This is a genomic window from Helicobacter canis, assembly GCF_900451095.1.
Taxonomy (GTDB): Bacteria; Campylobacterota; Campylobacteria; order Campylobacterales; family Helicobacteraceae; genus Helicobacter_B; species Helicobacter_B zhangjianzhongii.
In genome coordinates, this window is record NZ_UGHV01000001.1 from 765215 (window position 1) to 782398 (window position 17184).

The following is a 17184-nucleotide window of genomic DNA, read 5'->3' on the forward strand; positions in this document are numbered from 1 at the left end:
CGCCATAACGCGAGCTTGCCGCGACTAGAATCCATAAGCGCAGGCTTGCTAGAATCTATTACACAAGGGGTGAATGATGAAATATGATGTTGTGATTATCGGTAGTGGGAGTGTAGGGAGCTTTGCTGGGTATTATGCAAGTAGGCAAGGGCTTAAGACCTGCTTGATTGATAATTTTCTACCACCACATTCTAATGGCTCCTACCACGGCGATACTAGAATCTTCCGCATAGCTTATGGCGAGGGGGAGAAGTATATCCCGCTGTTGCAGCGTGCTTTTGAGCTTTGGGGGGAGTTTGAGCAAACAAGTGGGCAAAAGATCTTTGAGCGATGTGGGGTGCTAAATATCGGTGATCCTACAAGTGCGTTTATGCGCAATGTCGCGCAAAGTAGCAAGGACTTCGCCCTAGATACAATACCCCTTAGCCCCCAAAAGATTAGTCAGCTCTATGGGATCAATGTGCCAGATCATTTTACGGGGATTTTGGAGAGGGGGACGGGGTTTGTATATAGCGATAAAAGTGTAGAAACTGCCATAAGGCTAGCAATAGGGCTTGGGGCAGATGTGCTTATCTCGTGCATTAGGCGTATAGAGAAGCAAGGTGGAGTCTATCATATCTATACAGATTCTAGTCAAATCCTAGCTGATAAGATTTTGCTTAGTGCGGGGAGCTTTGCTAGTGAGATCCTTAGTGTGTGTGCGTTTGATCTACCACAAATCCCTGTAAAGCCTAAACGCAAAATGCTTAATTGGTTTTATTCTAGCTCTTATCAGCTACGCGATGCTATGCCGGCGTTTATTATGGAGTTTAATGGAGATCATTTCTATGGATTCCCGGATTTTGGCTCTGGGGTCAAAATCGGGCTTAATGTCTTTGGGCAGGATATAACTACGCGCGATGAGCTTCTAGGCTTTGGGGATATAGAGAGTGATAAGCGTGCCATCGCTGAACATATCCGCGCGTTTATGCCTAGCTTGGGTGAGCTATGCACAGGGGCAGTATGCACTTATGCAATGACACCTGATGAAGGCTTTATCATTGATTTTATTGACTCTTGCTTGCTGTATCTTGGCGGACTTAGCCACGGATTTAAATTTGCTCCAGCTCTTGGGGATCTAGGCATTAGCGCGTTGCAACGAGGTGAATTGCCACAGGAGATTTGTAGGCATTTTTCTCTAGGGCGATTTAGCTAGGATACTAGAATCTAGTTTGATAAGAGCTAGTGGGCTAGGCTGTGTGGCTGGATATTATTGGCAAAGAGTTCGCCATAGGGCGTGGAGTCTGCGATAATCTCATAAAAGCTTAGGAGATCATTGCTATTTTTGAGTGATTCCATAAGTGTGCGCACGATATGCAGGCTATGCTGCTTTTGCGTGTGTTTGGGGGCGTGGCTAGGAGAGGTGAAGTGCTTGTGGATCCTCTGCACCAAAGCAGTATTGCGTATCTCTAGGATCATAGAATCTATGGGCATTTTTAGAAACATTAGCCCATCATCTGGCAAAAGCGAGAGATAAGCACTATCGATCCCAAAGAGCTTGGTGCTATAAGAGTCAAAAAAGTAAAGAGATTTGTTGTAGTTGTCTTCTAGGCTCTCTATAATTAGCTCAAGTATGCGTATGCGCTCATCTATGGTAAAAAGATTGCCAATAGGGCAGAATCCAAAGCGCAGTAAAGATTCTATACTATACCACTCAATGCTCTCAAAGCTGTGCTCTAGCATTCGTTCATAGCGGATTTTGCGCAAGCTTTGTGCGCGCGATGAGTTGCCAAATTTGTAGGGAAAAGTAACGATTTTATCCCGATAAGCAGGAGAGGGGAAGCGAGGGTGGATCACAAAGCGTCTTTTGGATTCTTTTTCTAAAATATAGGCAAGTCCGCCTTCATAGCCTTTATCTATGATAGCTATCTCGCTTTGTGGTAGGGCTTTTAAAAGAGAGAAAAACTCATCTTTCTCGCAGTCTTGCTCCCAGATCCTACTAGGATAGCGGAAGAATGTAGAAATAGCTTGGCATACTTCTAGGGGCGGTGTTTTGGCGACACTTTTATCTATCCACGAAGTGAGTGTGCGCCTATCCTTACCGATGATTTGGGCGAATTTAGAGAGACTTAAGCCGGAGTTTTGATAAATAGCGATGAGCTTTTCTAGGGTGGTGAATGCCATAATAGCCTGCTTTCAAAAAGTGGATTCTAGGGGGCGCGATTCAATCTTGGGCGAGCAATGCGATTGATTGCGTGATTTTTAGGGCAGTCATTACCACTCTAGGTAACTTCTACTCTAAAAATCTAAAAATCACACAAAGCGAAGTTTCTTTAGAAAACAAGCGAGCAAAGTTTCTTTAGAAAGCTCCCGCAGCCCCGCCGCAATGCTTAGAATCGTGCTAAACAAATAATCTTCAAAACTGGATTCTAGCCATATCTTACAATAATTGCACAAAAATTGTGCAATTATAATGGTTTATGCCCAAATCTAATCATCAAAAACGCAAAAATTGTTCATAGCAAATCCGCGCATTCTAGCTAGAATAAATCCCTACCAAACTTTACAAGGAGGTGAAATGCCCACATATCAAGAAGTGTATCAACAATCCATTGAAAATCCTGAAGCCTTTTGGGCAGAAGCCGCTAAAAAGGTGCATTGGTATCACGAATGGGATAAGGTGCTTGATGTTGTCAATGACCATTATCGGTGGTTTGTCGGTGGGTGTATGAATACCTGCTACAACGCACTTGATTTGCATATAGAAAATGGCAGAGGCGATCAAGTGGCATTGCATTATGACTCACCTGTAACAGATACAAAAAAGTCCTACACCTATAAAGAGCTACGCAAAAGAGTGGCAAAAACCGCTGGAATCCTAGTCAATAAAGGCGTGGTAAAGGGCGATAGAGTGCTTATCTATATGCCTATGATCCCTGAAGCAGTGATTGCAATGCTTGCTTGTGCTAGGATTGGGGCGATCCATAGTGTGGTCTTTGGCGGATTTGCCGCCCACGAGCTAGCCGCTAGGATTGAAGATGCCAAGCCACGCGTTATTATGAGTGCTTCTTGTGGTATTGAAGTTTCTCGTGTGATTAGGTATAAGCCTATCTTAGATGAGGCTATAAAAAGCTCTAGTCATAAGCCTACCACTTGTCTTATCTGGCAACGCCCACAAGAGAGGGCAAATATGCTGCCTTGGCGTGATGTGGATTGGGAGAGTGAAGAGGAAAAGACAGAACCAGTAGAATGTGTGCCTGTGGATGCCACTGATCCGCTGTATATCCTCTACACCTCTGGCACGACTGGTAAGCCAAAGGGCGTTATCCGCAGTAATGGCGGGCATTCCGTGGCGATGAAGTGGTCTATGGATAATATCTACAACGCAAAGCCCGGCGATGTCTTTTGGGCGGCAAGTGATGTAGGCTGGGTTGTAGGGCATAGCTATATTGTGTATGGCACTTTGATGAATGGCTGCACGACAATCGTGTATGAAGGAAAGCCGGTCAAGACACCAAATCCGGGGGCATTTTGGCGTGTGGTGCAAGAGTATAAAGTCAATATTTTATTCTCTGCACCTACTGCATTTAGGGCGATCAAAAAAGAGGATTCTAAAGGTGAATGGCTGAAAAAATATGATATTAGCTCACTTAGAGCGGTATTTGTCGCTGGGGAGAGATGTGATAGCGATACACTCAAATGGATTGAAAAGCTTGTCAAAAAGCCTGTGATTGATCACTGGTGGCAGACAGAGACAAGCTGGGCGATCGCGGCAAATCCGCTAGGATTAGAGCAAATGCCTGTAAAGCCGGGATCGCCTACAAAGCCTATGCCCGGATTTAATCTCAAAGTCCTAGATGAAGAGGGCAAGGAGTGCAAAGCCGGAAAGCTAGGGAATCTTGTGATTAAGCTGCCTTTGCCCCCTGCGTGCCTAATGGGAATCTGGGGCGATGATACAAGATATAAAAACTCATACCTTAATCACTATCCGGGCTATTATCTTACTGGTGATAGTGGCTATATTGATAAAGATGGCTATGTGTTTGTGATGGGGCGAATGGATGGGGTCATCAATGTCGCAGGACATAGGCTATCAACTGGTGGCATGGAAGAGGCGATTGCGAAGCACCCAGATATTGCAGAATGTGCGGTTATCGGCGTGAATGATGAGCTAAAGGGCGAGATACCACTCGCATTTGTCGTGCTAAAAGATGGACTAGAGCGAGATATACAAAGCCTGTGTGAAGGTGTCGTGCAGCTTGTGCGAGAAGAGATTGGTGCGGTGGCTTCACTGCATATTGTCGCGGTGGTAAAGCGACTGCCAAAAACGCGAAGTGGCAAAATCCTGCGAGGCACAATGCGTGATATTGCCGATGGCAATGAATGGAAAATGCCTAGCACGATTGAAGATTCTAGCGTAATGCCTGAGATTGAAGCAGCATTGCAGAATCTTGGCTACCCAAAATCTAAAAATATAAAGGAGGCAAAATGAAAACAGCAGGACAGAAATTTAGAGAAGCACTAAAGGAAAATAATCCTTTGCAAATTATTGGCGTGATTAACGCCTACTCTGCTATACAAGCGCAAAAAAGCGGTGCAAAAGCCCTTTACTTAAGCGGTGGTGCATTAGCGGCGATGAGCTTAGGTGTGCCTGATCTTGGCATTAGCTCATTAGAAGATGTGTGTATTGATGTGCGCCGCATCACGGCGGTAAGTGATTTACCCTTGCTTGTAGATGCAGATACGGGCTGGGGTGGGGCGTTTAATATCGCTAGGACGATTAAGGACTTAACACGAAGTGGTGCAGCAGGCTGTCACATAGAAGATCAAGTCGCACAAAAACGCTGCGGACATCGCCCCAACAAAGAGCTTGTCAGCAAAGAAGAGATGTGCGATAGGATAAAAGCGGCAATGGATGCAAAAGTGGATTCTAGCTTTGTGGTGATGGCAAGGACTGATGCACACGCAAGTGAGGGGCAACAAGCAGCGATTGAAAGGGCATTAGCCTATGTGGAGGCAGGAGCGGATATGATCTTTGCTGAAGCAATCCATACGCTAGAAGAGTATAAGCAATTTACTGAAGTCATAAAAGTGCCGGTTTTGGCAAATATCACGGAGTTTGGCAAGACGCCTTACTTCACCAAAGATGAGCTAAAAAATGTAGGAATCTCTATGGTGCTGTATCCACTATCAGCAGCAAGGGCGATGAATAAGGCGGCATTAGCGGTGTTTAAAGACATTATCAACAATGGCTCGCAGAAAAATAGCATAGACTCTATGCAAACACGTGATGAACTCTATGAAATGCTTGGCTACCACGAGTATGAGCAAAAGCTTGATACGCTTTTTAAAAGCAAAAAATAATTTAAGAGAAAGGAGAGAAAATGGCAGCACCAACAGAAAAAGTCGCAAAAAAAGTAGGTGGCTTAGCAGGGATAAGTGCAGGAGAATCAGCTATCTGTACTTGTGGCACAGGACACGGGCTAAATTATAGAGGCTATGATATTTATGATTTAGCCGAGCATTGTGAGTTTGAGGAAGTGGCATATTTGCTATTAAAAGAAAAGCTACCAAATAAAGCGGAGCTAGAATCTTTCAAAAAAGAGCTAATAGCCGCAAGAAGCTTACCAAAAGAGCTAAAAGAAGTGCTAAAGCTTTTGCCAAAAGATGCACACCCTATGGATATTATGCGGACAGCTTGTTCTACGCTTGGTTGTTTGGAGAGAGAAGAATATGATGTGTTTAAAGCATCTTTTCCAAATCAGCAAAAAATTGGCACAAGGCTTTTAGGGATTTTCCCAAGTGTGCTAACTTTCTGGCATCATTATCACACAAATGGCAAGGAGATAAGCACAGAATCTAAGCAAGATTCTATTGCCGGGTATTTTCTAGAATCTTTACACCAAAAAGAGCCAAAAGAGCTATGGGTAAAGGCAATGCACGCAAGTTTGATTTTGTATGCAGAGCACGAGTTTAATGCCTCTACATTTACTGCAAGGGTGATTACTGCGACAATGTCTGATGTGTATGCGGGAATCACAGGGGCGATTGGGGCGTTAAGGGGACCACTGCACGGCGGAGCAAATGAAGCGGCAATGGATTTGATAGAGGAGTTTAAAACGCCAGAGCAGGCAACGCAAGGAATCTTAGATAAACTTGCTAGAAAAGATAAGATTATGGGCTTTGGACATCGCGTATATGTGGAAAAAGATCCACGCAATGTGGTGATAAAAGCGTGGAGCAAAAGATTGAGTGAAGATGTGAAAGACACAAAGGGGCTATATCCCATAAGTGAAGCCATAGAAAAGGTAATGTGGGATCAAAAAAAGCTTTTCCCTAATCTTGATTTTTATAGTGCGAGTGCTTATCACTTTATGGGGATTCCCACGCCGTATTTCACGCCGATTTTTATCTTTTCACGCACGGCAGGGTGGCTGGCACATATCTTTGAGCAAAGGGGGAATAATAAGCTAATCCGTCCTAGTTCGCAATATACAGGACCAGAAAACAAAGCATTTGTGCCACTAAGCGAGCGTTAATCTTTTGCGTGCTTTTGCGGGAGTCTGCGTTGTCGGCAGCGGTCATTACCATTTAAGGTAATTCCCTTACCTCCAACTTGACAACCCACAAAATCATCACAAAATCTTTAACGCTTGAGATGTGTGCGGGAGCGTTAGCTTTTTGGCTAAAAACGGCGATTGCTTCGGCTTTGGCTGCGTCATTACCGCTTAGGTAACTCCTTGCCAAAGCCTTGCAAAGCCCCATTTTTAGCTCAAAAATCTTGCCGCTTAGGCAACTTGAATCTTTGCCACACAAAGGATTTGACATCAGCGGCGGTGAATCTAGAATCTAGATTCTAATAACACAAGGCAGAGCTATTTGATTTGAAAAATCTTCTGCTACGCCTTGATTTTGCGAGGAAAAATCGTGGTTTTCAAGTGAGCCAACGAGAAGCTACCTAAGCGGTAGTGCCGAAGTTGGCGAATGCAGAATCCGCGATTTTAACCGCAAAGGTAAGGCGGACATAATTTTAACTTTAAACTACAAGGAGAATGTAATGAGTGCCGATATGGGAACACTAGATACCAAACGACCAGAATTTGATGAGCTGCTAACAAAAATTGCGCGTTATGCGTTGGAGTATAAGATTACCTCGCCTTTAGCGTATGAGACAGCAAGATACTGCCTTATGGATACCATAGGTTGCGGACTTTTAGCCCTAAACTTTCCAGCTTGCACTAAGCTTTTAGGACCTGTTGTTGAGGGGGCGGAGTTTCGCCCTTTGGGAGCAAAGATTCCGGGGACTAGCTATCAGCTAGAGCCAGAGAGAGCGGCGTTTAATGTAGGGGCTATGGTTAGATGGCTTGATTTTAATGACACTTGGTTAGCCGCAGAGTGGGGACACCCAAGCGATAATCTAGGGGCGATTTGGGCAGTAGCAGACTATCTAAGCCGCAAAAATATTGCCGAAGGTAAAGAGCCTTTGAAAGTCAAAGATGTGCTTAGTGCTATGATTAAAGCACACGAGATTCAAGGTGTGCTTGCGTTAGAAAACTGCTTTAACAAAGTGGGGCTAGACCATGTGCTACTTGTTAGGATCGCTTCTACCGCGGTGGCGTGCGCTATGCTTGGTGGGAGCTTTGAAGAAGTGCGAAACGCAGTAAGCCACGCATTTATTGATGGTGGTGCGTTGCGGACATATCGCCACGCACCAAACACAGGCTCACGCAAAAGCTGGGCGGCAGGGGACGCAAGCTCAAGGGGCGTAAATCTAGCCCTAAAAGCATTAAGCGGAGAAATGGGCTATCCAAGTGCGTTAAGCGCGGAATTCTGGGGATTTGAAGATGTGAAAATGAGAGGTAAAAAGCTTACTATCCCACAAGAATTTGGCAGCTATGTAATGGAAAATGTGCTGTTTAAGATCAGCTTCCCAGCGGAGTTCCACGCACAAACTGCCGTAGAATGTGCGTTGAAATTGCATAATGAAGTGAGAGACAGACTAGATTCTATTGAAAAAATTGTGATTACCACTCAAGAATCCGGACATAGAATCATCAATAAAGTTGGCGAGCTAGCAAACCCAGCTGACAGGGACCACTGCATTCAGTATATGGTGGCTGTGCCGCTTGTGTTTGGGCGACTCACCGCTGAAGATTATGAAGACTCTGTGGCGAGTGATACACGCATTGACGCCCTGCGTGATAAAATGGTAGTAGAAGTAGATGATCGCTATACGCGTGAGTATTTAGAAGCCGATAAACGCTCAATCGCTAATGCGGTGCAGATTTTCTACAAAGATGGTAGCAAGAGTGAAAAGGTAGAGGTGGAGTATCCTATCGGGCATAAACGCAGAAGAGCAGAGGGAATCCCTGTGCTTGTGGCTAAGTTTGAACGCAATATTGCCCTGAAACTTAGCCCTAAAAAATGCGAGCAGATTAAGGCTGTTTGCAGTGATCAGGGTAAGCTAGAATCTATGGCGTTTAATGAATTTAGTGATTTATTTGCGTTGTAGTGCCTTGCTTGATAGCTAGAATCTAACTAGATTCTAGCTATCTTTTTATTTCTTAAAACTACTAATGATTTATCCCACACAAGACCAAGCTAAATATTTCATCTAAATAATGCTATAATAGCGCATTCTATCTAGAGGTTGCACTATGCGGTTACGACTTAATCAAATTGAATATATCGCCAATAAAATAGCACTTGATTTATATAACTCTAGCTTGCTTGTGTTGCAAGTCCCCATTGAGAGTATCGCCAAAGTGGCAAAGGGTATCCTTGAAGCGGATGTGAAAGAGGAGCTAGCAATTGACCTGAAAGCTCAAGAGCTGCTAGAGAAGAATCAAAGTGAAGTTGAGTTTTTGCGTGTTGATGAGCGCAAGCTCTTTGGTATGATCAAGCGGCAGATCGCTGATGAGCGGCGGTTTTTGCTCTTTTGGGATGATCGATATAATGCACTTTCACACAAAATTCTAGATACGCTAATTGAGAAAAAATATGTGCAGTTTAATGTCAATAAAAATCAAATTAAAAATATCATTTTTAAGGCGATTGATAGCTTTGCCAAAATGCACGATGAGATCCAAGATGAGATTGTGGAGAAAATCAAAAACTACAAACGCAAACTTCTTGTAGGCACAGATGAGTATGAGCTGATTTATGACAAGCTTTATGAAGAAGAGTTACGCAAAAAGGGCTTTATGTAAGCCCGATAAATGGAGATGATATGGCAGATGATATAAGACCAGCTTGGGTGTATTGTGCTAATGGCGTGTATTTTCAAGCGCAAGCATTTTCTGGAAGTGGCACGATGGTGGGGGAAATTGTCTTTAATACTTCCTTGACCGGCTATCAAGAAATCATCACAGATCCTAGCTATGCTGGGCAGTTTATTGTCTTTACTATGCCAGAGATCGGGATTGTAGGTGTGAATGAGCAAGATTGCGAGAGTAGAGATGTGTTTGCTTCTGGGGTGATTGTGCGACATTATGATGATACTATCTCGAATTTTCGCGCACAAGAGAGCCTAAAATCCTTCCTTGATGAGCGCAATATCCTTGGGATTTGCGGTGTGGATACGCGTGCATTGGTGAAAATGATCCGTGCGCAAGGATCGATGATGATGGTTGCTTCAAGCGATATTAGTGATAGAGATGAGCTAGCTAGGATCTTGCGAGACTCCCCTGCAATCGAGCAACAAAACCATATTGAAAATGTCTCTACAACTAGTGATTTTACACATACGCAAGGCGTGTATGAGTTCACGGATTTTTCTTATAGTAAGCCTATCACGCGCTATAAAGTAGCAGTGATTGATTTTGGAGCAAAACGCAATATTTTAAACGAGCTTGTGAGTGCTGGGCTTTTGGCAAAAGTATATCCGCATACATTTTGTGCTGATGAGCTATGCAAAGCCTTTGAAAAAGGTGAGATTGATGGGGTGTTTTTATCCAATGGTCCGGGTGATCCCAAAATGCTTAGTAAAGAAGTGGGAGAAATCACCAAGCTAATTGCAGCAAAAATCCCTATTTTTGGGATCTGCCTAGGACATCAGCTCCTAGCCCTAGCGCACGGCTATGAAACTTATAAGCTAAAATTTGGGCATCACGGCGGCAATCACCCTGTGAAAAATCTTTTGGACAATTCTGTAGAGATCACATCGCAAAACCACAACTATTGTGTCCCAGAATCCATTGAGCAAGTCGCTGTTGTAACACATAGAAATCTTTTTGATAATACCATTGAGGGCGTGGCTTATAAAAATGCGCCGATTTTTTCCGTGCAGCACCACCCAGAGGCAAGCCCCGGTCCTAGAGAGTCGCGCAATATTTTTGAGTGTTTTGCCAAGCTTATTGATGAGCGAAGAAACCACGATAGGGCTAGTCGTTAAGGTTTGTTTTATAAATTTTAGTTTAGAATTAGCCCCTTATTTTGCTACGGACAGATGGGTGAGTGGCTGAAACCACACCCCTGCTAAGGGTGCAGATCTTAACGGGTCTCGAGGGTTCAAATCCCTCTCTGTCCGCCACTTGACATTTATTTCACTTTCACTTTTTTGATTTTTTTGCAAATAAACCCCCCACAACCCCCTACCTATCGCAAACTGACTTTCACTTTTTTGATTTTTCATACAAAACACTTGCAAAAACTTTTAGTTTTTATTGGGAAGTTTATTGGAAAGGTAAAATTTTCGCATATATTGTATTACGCGCACGCGTATATATTTATCTCTATTCTCTATTAGAGAGGGGAATTTTTTTGAGAAAAACCCTTGCAATGTCCTACCTAACGATGTTTTATAACAATTTTGTATTCAAAACAAGTTCCATTCTGGCGACCTACAAATACCGCCAAAATTCCCCAAAAAGTAGTCTATAATATACCAATAATTCTAATTATTTACGAACTTTTGGTAGGATTTTTCATACTTTGATAAGGAAACATTATGAAAGAGCCAAAAAGAAAAATAGCTGGTGCAAAGCAATTTGTTAATGCAGAAACAGGCGAAGTGCTTAATTTACAAGAAATCATTGAATATTATGGCGATAATGTGCCTTGGCAAAGAGTGCGCATTGCTCCGCTTATGGCATTGTTAGATAGGGGCATAAGCCATTCTAAAATGAAAGTAATCCATTGGATTGTAGAGCATTTGGATAGGGAAAACAATTTGATATACACACAAAGGCATATAGCAGAGCAAACACAAGTGGCAAAAAGCACAATAAACGAGCTGTTTAAATTTTTGCTTGATAGCAACTTTATGAAAAAAAAGGGCAGTGTATATCATATTAACCCCTACTTCATAGGTCCTAAAGCTTGCAGTGAGCAGGATTATAATGCGTTTGTAATACGATATAGAAAAATGGATAGTGCAGATGAGTAGAGTAGCCACAAAGATTCTTTTTGACAAAGATATACGAGCATTACAACCAAAAGAGAAGCAATATCGCTTAGTTGTGGGTAATCCTAAAGAGCTTATCTTGTTTGTCTATCCTAGCGGTGTTAAGACTTTTGCATTAAGGATTCTTGGAAGTGGTGGTAATGAGAAATGTATAAAGCTATCTCAATTTCGTGCTGGAATATATAGCGTAGCTGATGCAAGAAAGGAAGCGTGTGAGAGATTAAGAATTATAGAAACTAGTGGCGAGCTAGATTCTACAAAATACCTTTTCAAAAATCTTTATGTTAGATATTTGAAGCAAAAAGCAAAGCGCGGTATTAGCGAAGAATACTTAAAGCAAGTGGAAGCCCTGTGTGAGCGTTACTTACTCCCAGATTTAGCGGATTTAGATGTCAAAGATATTAAATTCTCCTATTTGCTTGACTTGCTTAATGCTGTCTTTGACCCAAGCAATCCACACAAAAGCCGCTTAGAAACTATCAAGCGGCTATCACTTCATCTCAATGGCATTTTTAGCATAGCCTTAAAAGACCGCTACATTGACTATAATCCAACCTTTGGGCTAAGGCAGGAGTTTCCTACTAAATCTAAATTTTATACTAAAAATGGGATAGATTCACGCCTTGCCGCCCTTACTAGCAATGAAATTTTGAAAGAATTTTTAAATGATTTAAAGCGTAACACCACACTAGATATTCAAACAAAAAGGGCGATTTATTTGCAGATTTTATGTGTCAATCGCCCTATCAATACCGCAAGTGCTAGATGGAGTCATATTGATATGCCAAATGCTACTTGGAGTATTCCGGCAAATGAAATGAAAATGGGCAAAGATCACAAAATAGCACTCAATAGCTATGCCCTAAAAATCCTAGAAGCACAACAAAAAGACTTTGGATATTTTGGTAGTGCATTTGTATTTCCAACATTTAGTAGGCTAGGGCATATCCATAGAGACACACTAAGCAAAGCATTGAGAAACTTTAACAATAGCAAATATAGAGATAAACTAACCACACACGGATTCCGTGCGACATTTAGAACAATTTGCTCACTGCATAAAGCAGAGCTACTCCAAAAGGGCATAAGCGATGAAGTGATAGAATCTGCCTTAGCTCACAAAACAGATAATGAAATTAAATACGCTTATGAGCGAGAAAAGGCAAGCCTAGAACAGCTTAGAATCCTAATGCAGTGGTATGGAGATTATTTGCATAGTTTGTGTGCGTTTGAGCTATAACCTACAATTAAAGTTGCAATCAATGTTAGAGTATTTAACGCAGTCTCTAATTTAGCGTATAGCTATGTTAGAGTAATGCGCATTACTCTAACATTGATAAATCAAAGTTAGAAGTAGCGAAAATTTACAAAATTTTGTTATACTCTAACATAGCATATAACTCAAGGATACAAAAATGAATAACAAAGAAAAACTCATCTTGCAACGAGAAATTACAATTTTAGAATCTCAATTAGAAGACATACAAAAAAGTATAAAAGATTTGCAACTAAGTTTAGATTCCACAAAGAAAACATTGCAAAATCTCAAAGATATAGCGTGGGATAGCGACAAAAAGGAGAGCAAATGAATCCACAAATTGATTATGCTAAATATGAGAATATGACTGCTAGGCAAATTTTTAACTCTTTAGAAAGCACCAAGAAAAAGATTGAAAAAGCAGAGCAGATAAAGAAAGAAAATGAAGCCTTATTTGCTTATCTAAAATCCAAGCTCAATGAGAAAGTCAATGAGCCAAAGTTTGTGGATTTTAATAAATCCACATCTGCAAACACTGCAAAAAAAATCTTAAACTCTATGAGTGATGAGCAAAAAGCTGCAATCCACAATCAAACGCTAAATTATATGAATACTGCGGATAGCGATGATGATTAAAGTTGTTATAGAAAAAAAGGCAGATAAGTTTCTTAGTAAATTACTTCATAGCAATCAACAGCAAGTAGCTTTATCGATTTTTGATTTTCTCTACAATCAATTGCCAAGTCTAGAGAGCGACCCTAGATTCTTAGCCAACGCCAAGCACTTAAAAGGCTTTGATGATAATCGCTATCGCTGGAGATTTGGTAATTATAGAGTGATAGGCAAAGTCAATGCAAATGGCGAAATTACAATAGTCCAAATTATTGAAATAACCCATAGGCAAGGAGCTTATTAGGAGCAATTATGACTGCCAATCAGCAAAAAGCCTATTTGAAGCGTGTGGCAAGAGAAGAGGAAGAGAGTGTTTTTAGGGGGTGTGAAGTTTATGCCACCAAGCACAAAGAGCCTAGCACCAATAGCAAGAAAAAAAGTTGCATTAACTTTGCTAAAAGCATAAAAAACAATTTTAATGTAATGCACAACGACCGCTCATTGAGAGCAGAGCATATCAAAGATGGAGAATTTGAAGTCAATCGCACAGCCGATGAAGCCATAGAGCTTAAAGAGCAAATGATACGACAAGCCATAGAAGCCTATGAAGCCAACAAAAGCAAAAGAGCCCCAAAGTTTAGGGCAAAAGACTATGAGCATTCCGCAGTAGCTCTTATCAAGCCTGATACTACAATGCAAGATTTAGAAGTAGTAGCCAAGCATTTTGAGTCCAAATATGGATTCCAATGCTATCAAATCGCTATCCATAGAGATGAGGGGCATTATCCCAAAAATGTCAAAGGCGACCCAACACCCCTAGAAATCAACCACCACGCGCATTTTGAGTTTATCACACTAGATAAAAACACTGGAAAAAATAGATGGCGCGAAGTCAATAAAAAAGTAATGAGCGATTTTCAAACCGAAGTCGCCGAGATTCTGCAAATGGAGCGTGGTATTGATAAGCGTATTACAGGGGCTTATCATTTAAACCACTACCAATATCGCTATAAAGCACAAGCTCAAGAGCTTGAGAGATTGGAGCTAGAGCAACATATCAAACAAGAGCAAGAGAATCAAAAAGAGCCACAAAAACCACAAATCAAGCTCACAAGCGATAAAAGCGAGATAATCTATCTTAATGTCCCATACAATGAAAAAGACGAAGCAAAGGGGCTAGGAGCCAAGTGGGACAAAGACAAAAAGCAGTGGTATATACCACAAGTGGATTCTACTCCCTTTGCCAAGTGGTTACCACAAAACTTTAAGACAAAATCCCAAGAAATCGCGGAGCTACACGAAAAAGCAACAGAACAAGATGAAGCACTTGTTAGTATGCGTGCTGAACGCAACTCCGCACAAATCTCATTAGAGAAAGCTCAAAAAGAGATTGTGAGCTTAAAAGCCATCAAAGCGGATTTTGAAGCCTTAAGAAAAGAAATGATTGAGTGGGGATACTGCGACAAAGATGACTACAAAATCCGCACAGACCTTTTAAAGCAAACCCTAGAAAACGCCAAAAACAATAAGCAATTTACCCAAGATGACCTAAGCACCGCTATCACAGAAGCAAAGCAAGAGATACAAGAAAGGCATAAAACCGAGATTGAAGCTCTAAAATCTACAAATGAAGCCTTAGAAGCAAAAATAAGCGATTTAGAGTCAAAGCAATGGGTAGGTATTACCCAAGATGATTTAAACGATTTAAGGGCTAATTATGGAACGGAAAAAGAGTTTTTCCAAGCACTAAGCAGAAAGTTTCAAAGTGAGTTTATAGAGATAGTAAAGATTCTCTGTGATGGCGATGAAGTGAAAGCACAACAAATACGCAATTTTGAGATTCTAAAGCCCATAATCATTGAGTTAGTAGAGTTTAAAAAAGCACATCAAGAGCTACAACAAGAGCCTAGACAAGTCCAAATCCAAGCTAAAGCTAAAAGCAAAAAAGATGATTTTGAGAGATAAATTCAAATTTTCAAAAATTGTTTTTTTTTTTTTTTTTGAAAAATCTTAGCAGGGCTTACACCCTGCGTGATTTTTCAAAGCCTTTGTGCTAACGCAAAAAGGCAGTTGATACGCCAAATAAAAGTAGAATCTGCCTTTGACTGCCAACTTTCTTTTGGCGTATTATCCGTGCTTTTAGTGCAAAGCGTAAGCGAAGCAATCAAAGCACATTTTTTGCCAACAAGCAAACGCAGTGCAGCGGTTGGCAAAAGTTCAGTGTATGCCGATTGAAGCGTAAGCGATAATCGGCTACGCCGATTATGCTACAAGATTGCAACAGCGTTGAAATGCCACCAATCCCAACTAGCCTTTTTTGGAAATTATAATGGAAAGTTAAAAATTATATCCCCATAAAATAGCGTTAATATCGGTATTTTATGGCTTTAGTTCGCTACGCTATCTGTCCGCCACTTTAGATTCCCTGTATTTCTTCTATGTCTTTCGTGTTTTCTTGCAGATCTTGTGTTTCATAGATTGTTTGTAGGTCTTCTGCTTCTGGCGTGTCTGGTGTTTGGCTAATTTGTGGGGCTTGCATTTGACTAAGCTTGCCTTGCAGTGTGATTGCAGATTCTAAAAACTCTACATCAAGTGATTGTGTGGCTAGATCAATAGTGCATTTGCTTGTCCGTAGGCTTTGGTCTTGGGATTTTATGGTAGCTTGCGCGGTGATTTGTGCGCGCTCTATTTGCCCATTTACGACTAGACTAGAATCCACTTTTGTATCAAAGCCCACGCCCCACGCATCTTGGGCATTGTCTTGTGTGTCAAAGGCTTCTAGCCCAAAAGCACCAAGATCATCAAGCAAGATAGCGAAATTTTGCCCTTCAATATTGATCGTGCCTTTGTGGAAAGCGAGATTATAAACACTCTCTACCATAAGGCTGGATTCTAGGATTGTAGGGGCTTTTAGTAGCTGCAAGATACGCATAAGCGAGAGATTTTCGCCACTGAATTTTAGGATATTTTTTTCCAAAGTAAGCGTGCTTTCTCCGCCCAAAGATGAGCTAGCAGCACTAAAGGTGATTCCATTATCAGCACTAATTTTGCCCTGCAGCTCTAGCGCACCTTGTATGTCAAAGCCAAATACACTGCCAAACGCCCCAAGATCACTGATATGCAAGCTATAAGCTAGCGCATTATCAAGAATCTGTGTTTGCGCAGAAGCCATAGGGGCTTGGCGTGAAGAGTAAAGAGTGCTTTGCAAGGCTTCCTTGCCATTAGACTTGCCTAGTGCTGTGATGATCTCACCCCCTACGCTAAATGTGCCAGCTAGCTCTTGGTGCGTGCTATCGCGCTTGTAGTAAAGTGTGTTTATGCCCATATCAAGCGCACCTAAGGAGAGCTTGTCGCTTTGTAAGCGTAGCTGCAAGATCTGGGATTGCTCTTGGGCTAGGATAGAGAGCGTGCCTTTTGCATTGATGTCTATGTCAAAAAATCGCGCCACTTGCTCCATAGGCACAGCGCGCAGCTCAAGCGTGTATTCTTGTATGGACAAAAACTCCATACGAGCAAATAGGGCAAAGGAGATTTCTGTGGAGCTATGCGGATTTGTAGATTGCGGATTTGTAGATTGTATGGTGTAGTTTGCTAGATCGCCTTGTATATGTAAGTAGCCAAGTGGTGCGAACTCTTTATGATCAGTGCCTGTATGCAAAAAGTGGATTCTAGCTTGTATATCAAGCTTGCGCCCTAGGGAGTGCCGCCCCTCTAGCACGATGGCAAGTGTTTTGTTTAGCACAAGTTCTGCATATATAGAATCCACTTTGATCGCTAGGGTTTGGAGTTGTGTTTGAAAAGGCAAGGAGTGATTGAGTGCGCTTTGGGCAAAGGGGAGTAAGATTGTATTGCCAGCTTTGGTGAAGAGTAGCCCACCAAGCCCTAGCACACTACATAGGAGAAATACCCCCACCCACGCTAGCGCACGCAT

15 protein-coding genes and 1 tRNA gene are annotated in these 17184 nt (G+C 41.9%); 14 read left to right on the plus strand and 2 right to left on the minus strand.

Annotated elements, in window-relative coordinates:
* Nucleotides 1–76: 76 nt before the first annotated feature.
* On the plus strand, nucleotides 77–1195 hold the full coding sequence (gene solA / locus DX060_RS03545) for an N-methyl-L-tryptophan oxidase (RefSeq protein WP_115011187.1): 1119 nt from the start codon (nucleotides 77–79) through the stop codon (nucleotides 1193–1195).
* 26 nt (nucleotides 1196–1221) lie between these two features.
* Here the strand turns inward: solA and DX060_RS03550 are convergent, their stop codons facing one another.
* A complete protein-coding gene (locus tag DX060_RS03550) occupies nucleotides 1222–2163 on the minus strand; it encodes a hypothetical protein (protein WP_115011188.1) in 942 nt (313 codons plus the stop codon).
* A gap of 394 nt (nucleotides 2164–2557) precedes the next feature.
* Between DX060_RS03550 and DX060_RS03555 the strand changes: the two genes are divergently transcribed.
* From DX060_RS03555 to DX060_RS11680, 13 genes are all read left to right on the plus strand, one after another.
* Entirely contained in the window at nucleotides 2558–4471 is a 1914-nt protein-coding gene (locus DX060_RS03555; RefSeq protein WP_115011189.1) for a propionyl-CoA synthetase, read from the plus strand.
* A complete protein-coding gene (prpB, locus tag DX060_RS03560) occupies nucleotides 4468–5343 on the plus strand; it encodes a methylisocitrate lyase (protein WP_115011190.1) in 876 nt (291 codons plus the stop codon). The genes DX060_RS03555 and prpB overlap by 4 nt, the downstream gene beginning before the upstream one ends.
* A 20-nt stretch (nucleotides 5344–5363) precedes the next feature.
* A complete protein-coding gene (gene prpC / locus DX060_RS03565; RefSeq protein ID WP_115011191.1) occupies nucleotides 5364–6518 on the plus strand; it encodes a bifunctional 2-methylcitrate synthase/citrate synthase in 1155 nt (384 codons plus the stop codon).
* Between the two features lie 518 nt (nucleotides 6519–7036).
* Nucleotides 7037–8491, plus strand: coding sequence for a 2-methylcitrate dehydratase (gene prpD, locus DX060_RS03575; RefSeq protein ID WP_115011193.1), 1455 nt, complete (start codon nucleotides 7037–7039; stop codon nucleotides 8489–8491).
* Between the two features lie 145 nt (nucleotides 8492–8636).
* Entirely contained in the window at nucleotides 8637–9188 is a 552-nt protein-coding gene (locus tag DX060_RS03580; protein ID WP_115011194.1) for a DUF507 family protein, read from the plus strand.
* Nucleotides 9189–9208: 20 nt separating this feature from the next.
* Nucleotides 9209–10372 (plus strand): glutamine-hydrolyzing carbamoyl-phosphate synthase small subunit, encoded by a 1164-nt coding sequence (carA, locus tag DX060_RS03585; protein ID WP_115011195.1) that lies wholly within the window; start codon nucleotides 9209–9211, stop codon nucleotides 10370–10372.
* A gap of 48 nt (nucleotides 10373–10420) precedes the next feature.
* Nucleotides 10421–10510, plus strand: a tRNA-Ser gene (locus tag DX060_RS03590).
* Nucleotides 10511–10927: 417 nt separating this feature from the next.
* Nucleotides 10928–11365: a replication/maintenance protein RepL gene (locus tag DX060_RS03595; protein ID WP_115011196.1), complete on the plus strand. Its 438-nt coding sequence runs from the start codon at nucleotides 10928–10930 to the stop codon at nucleotides 11363–11365.
* Nucleotides 11358–12623, plus strand: a complete 1266-nt coding sequence (locus tag DX060_RS03600) for a tyrosine-type recombinase/integrase (protein ID WP_115011197.1) — start codon at nucleotides 11358–11360, stop codon at nucleotides 12621–12623. Before DX060_RS03595 ends, DX060_RS03600 begins: the two co-directional genes overlap by 8 nt.
* 175 nt (nucleotides 12624–12798) lie before the next feature.
* A complete protein-coding gene (locus DX060_RS11205) occupies nucleotides 12799–12972 on the plus strand; it encodes a DUF5320 domain-containing protein (RefSeq protein WP_181814166.1) in 174 nt (57 codons plus the stop codon).
* Nucleotides 12969–13277 carry a hypothetical protein gene (locus tag DX060_RS03605; protein WP_115011198.1) on the plus strand — a complete coding sequence of 103 codons (309 nt, stop codon included), beginning with the start codon at nucleotides 12969–12971 and terminating at the stop codon, nucleotides 13275–13277. The genes DX060_RS11205 and DX060_RS03605 overlap by 4 nt, the downstream gene beginning before the upstream one ends.
* On the plus strand, nucleotides 13267–13557 hold the full coding sequence (locus tag DX060_RS03610; protein ID WP_258552179.1) for a type II toxin-antitoxin system RelE family toxin: 291 nt from the start codon (nucleotides 13267–13269) through the stop codon (nucleotides 13555–13557). Before DX060_RS03605 ends, DX060_RS03610 begins: the two co-directional genes overlap by 11 nt.
* Before the next feature lie 8 nt (nucleotides 13558–13565).
* The gene (locus DX060_RS11680; protein ID WP_220176687.1) at nucleotides 13566–15218 is read left to right on the plus strand and encodes a DUF5710 domain-containing protein; all 1653 of its coding nucleotides are present in this window, start codon (nucleotides 13566–13568) and stop codon (nucleotides 15216–15218) included.
* Nucleotides 15219–15669: 451 nt separating this feature from the next.
* Here DX060_RS11680 and DX060_RS03625 read toward each other — a convergent pair whose 3' ends face one another.
* On the minus strand, nucleotides 15670–17184 hold the full coding sequence (locus DX060_RS03625; protein WP_115011201.1) for a hypothetical protein: 1515 nt from the start codon (nucleotides 17182–17184) through the stop codon (nucleotides 15670–15672).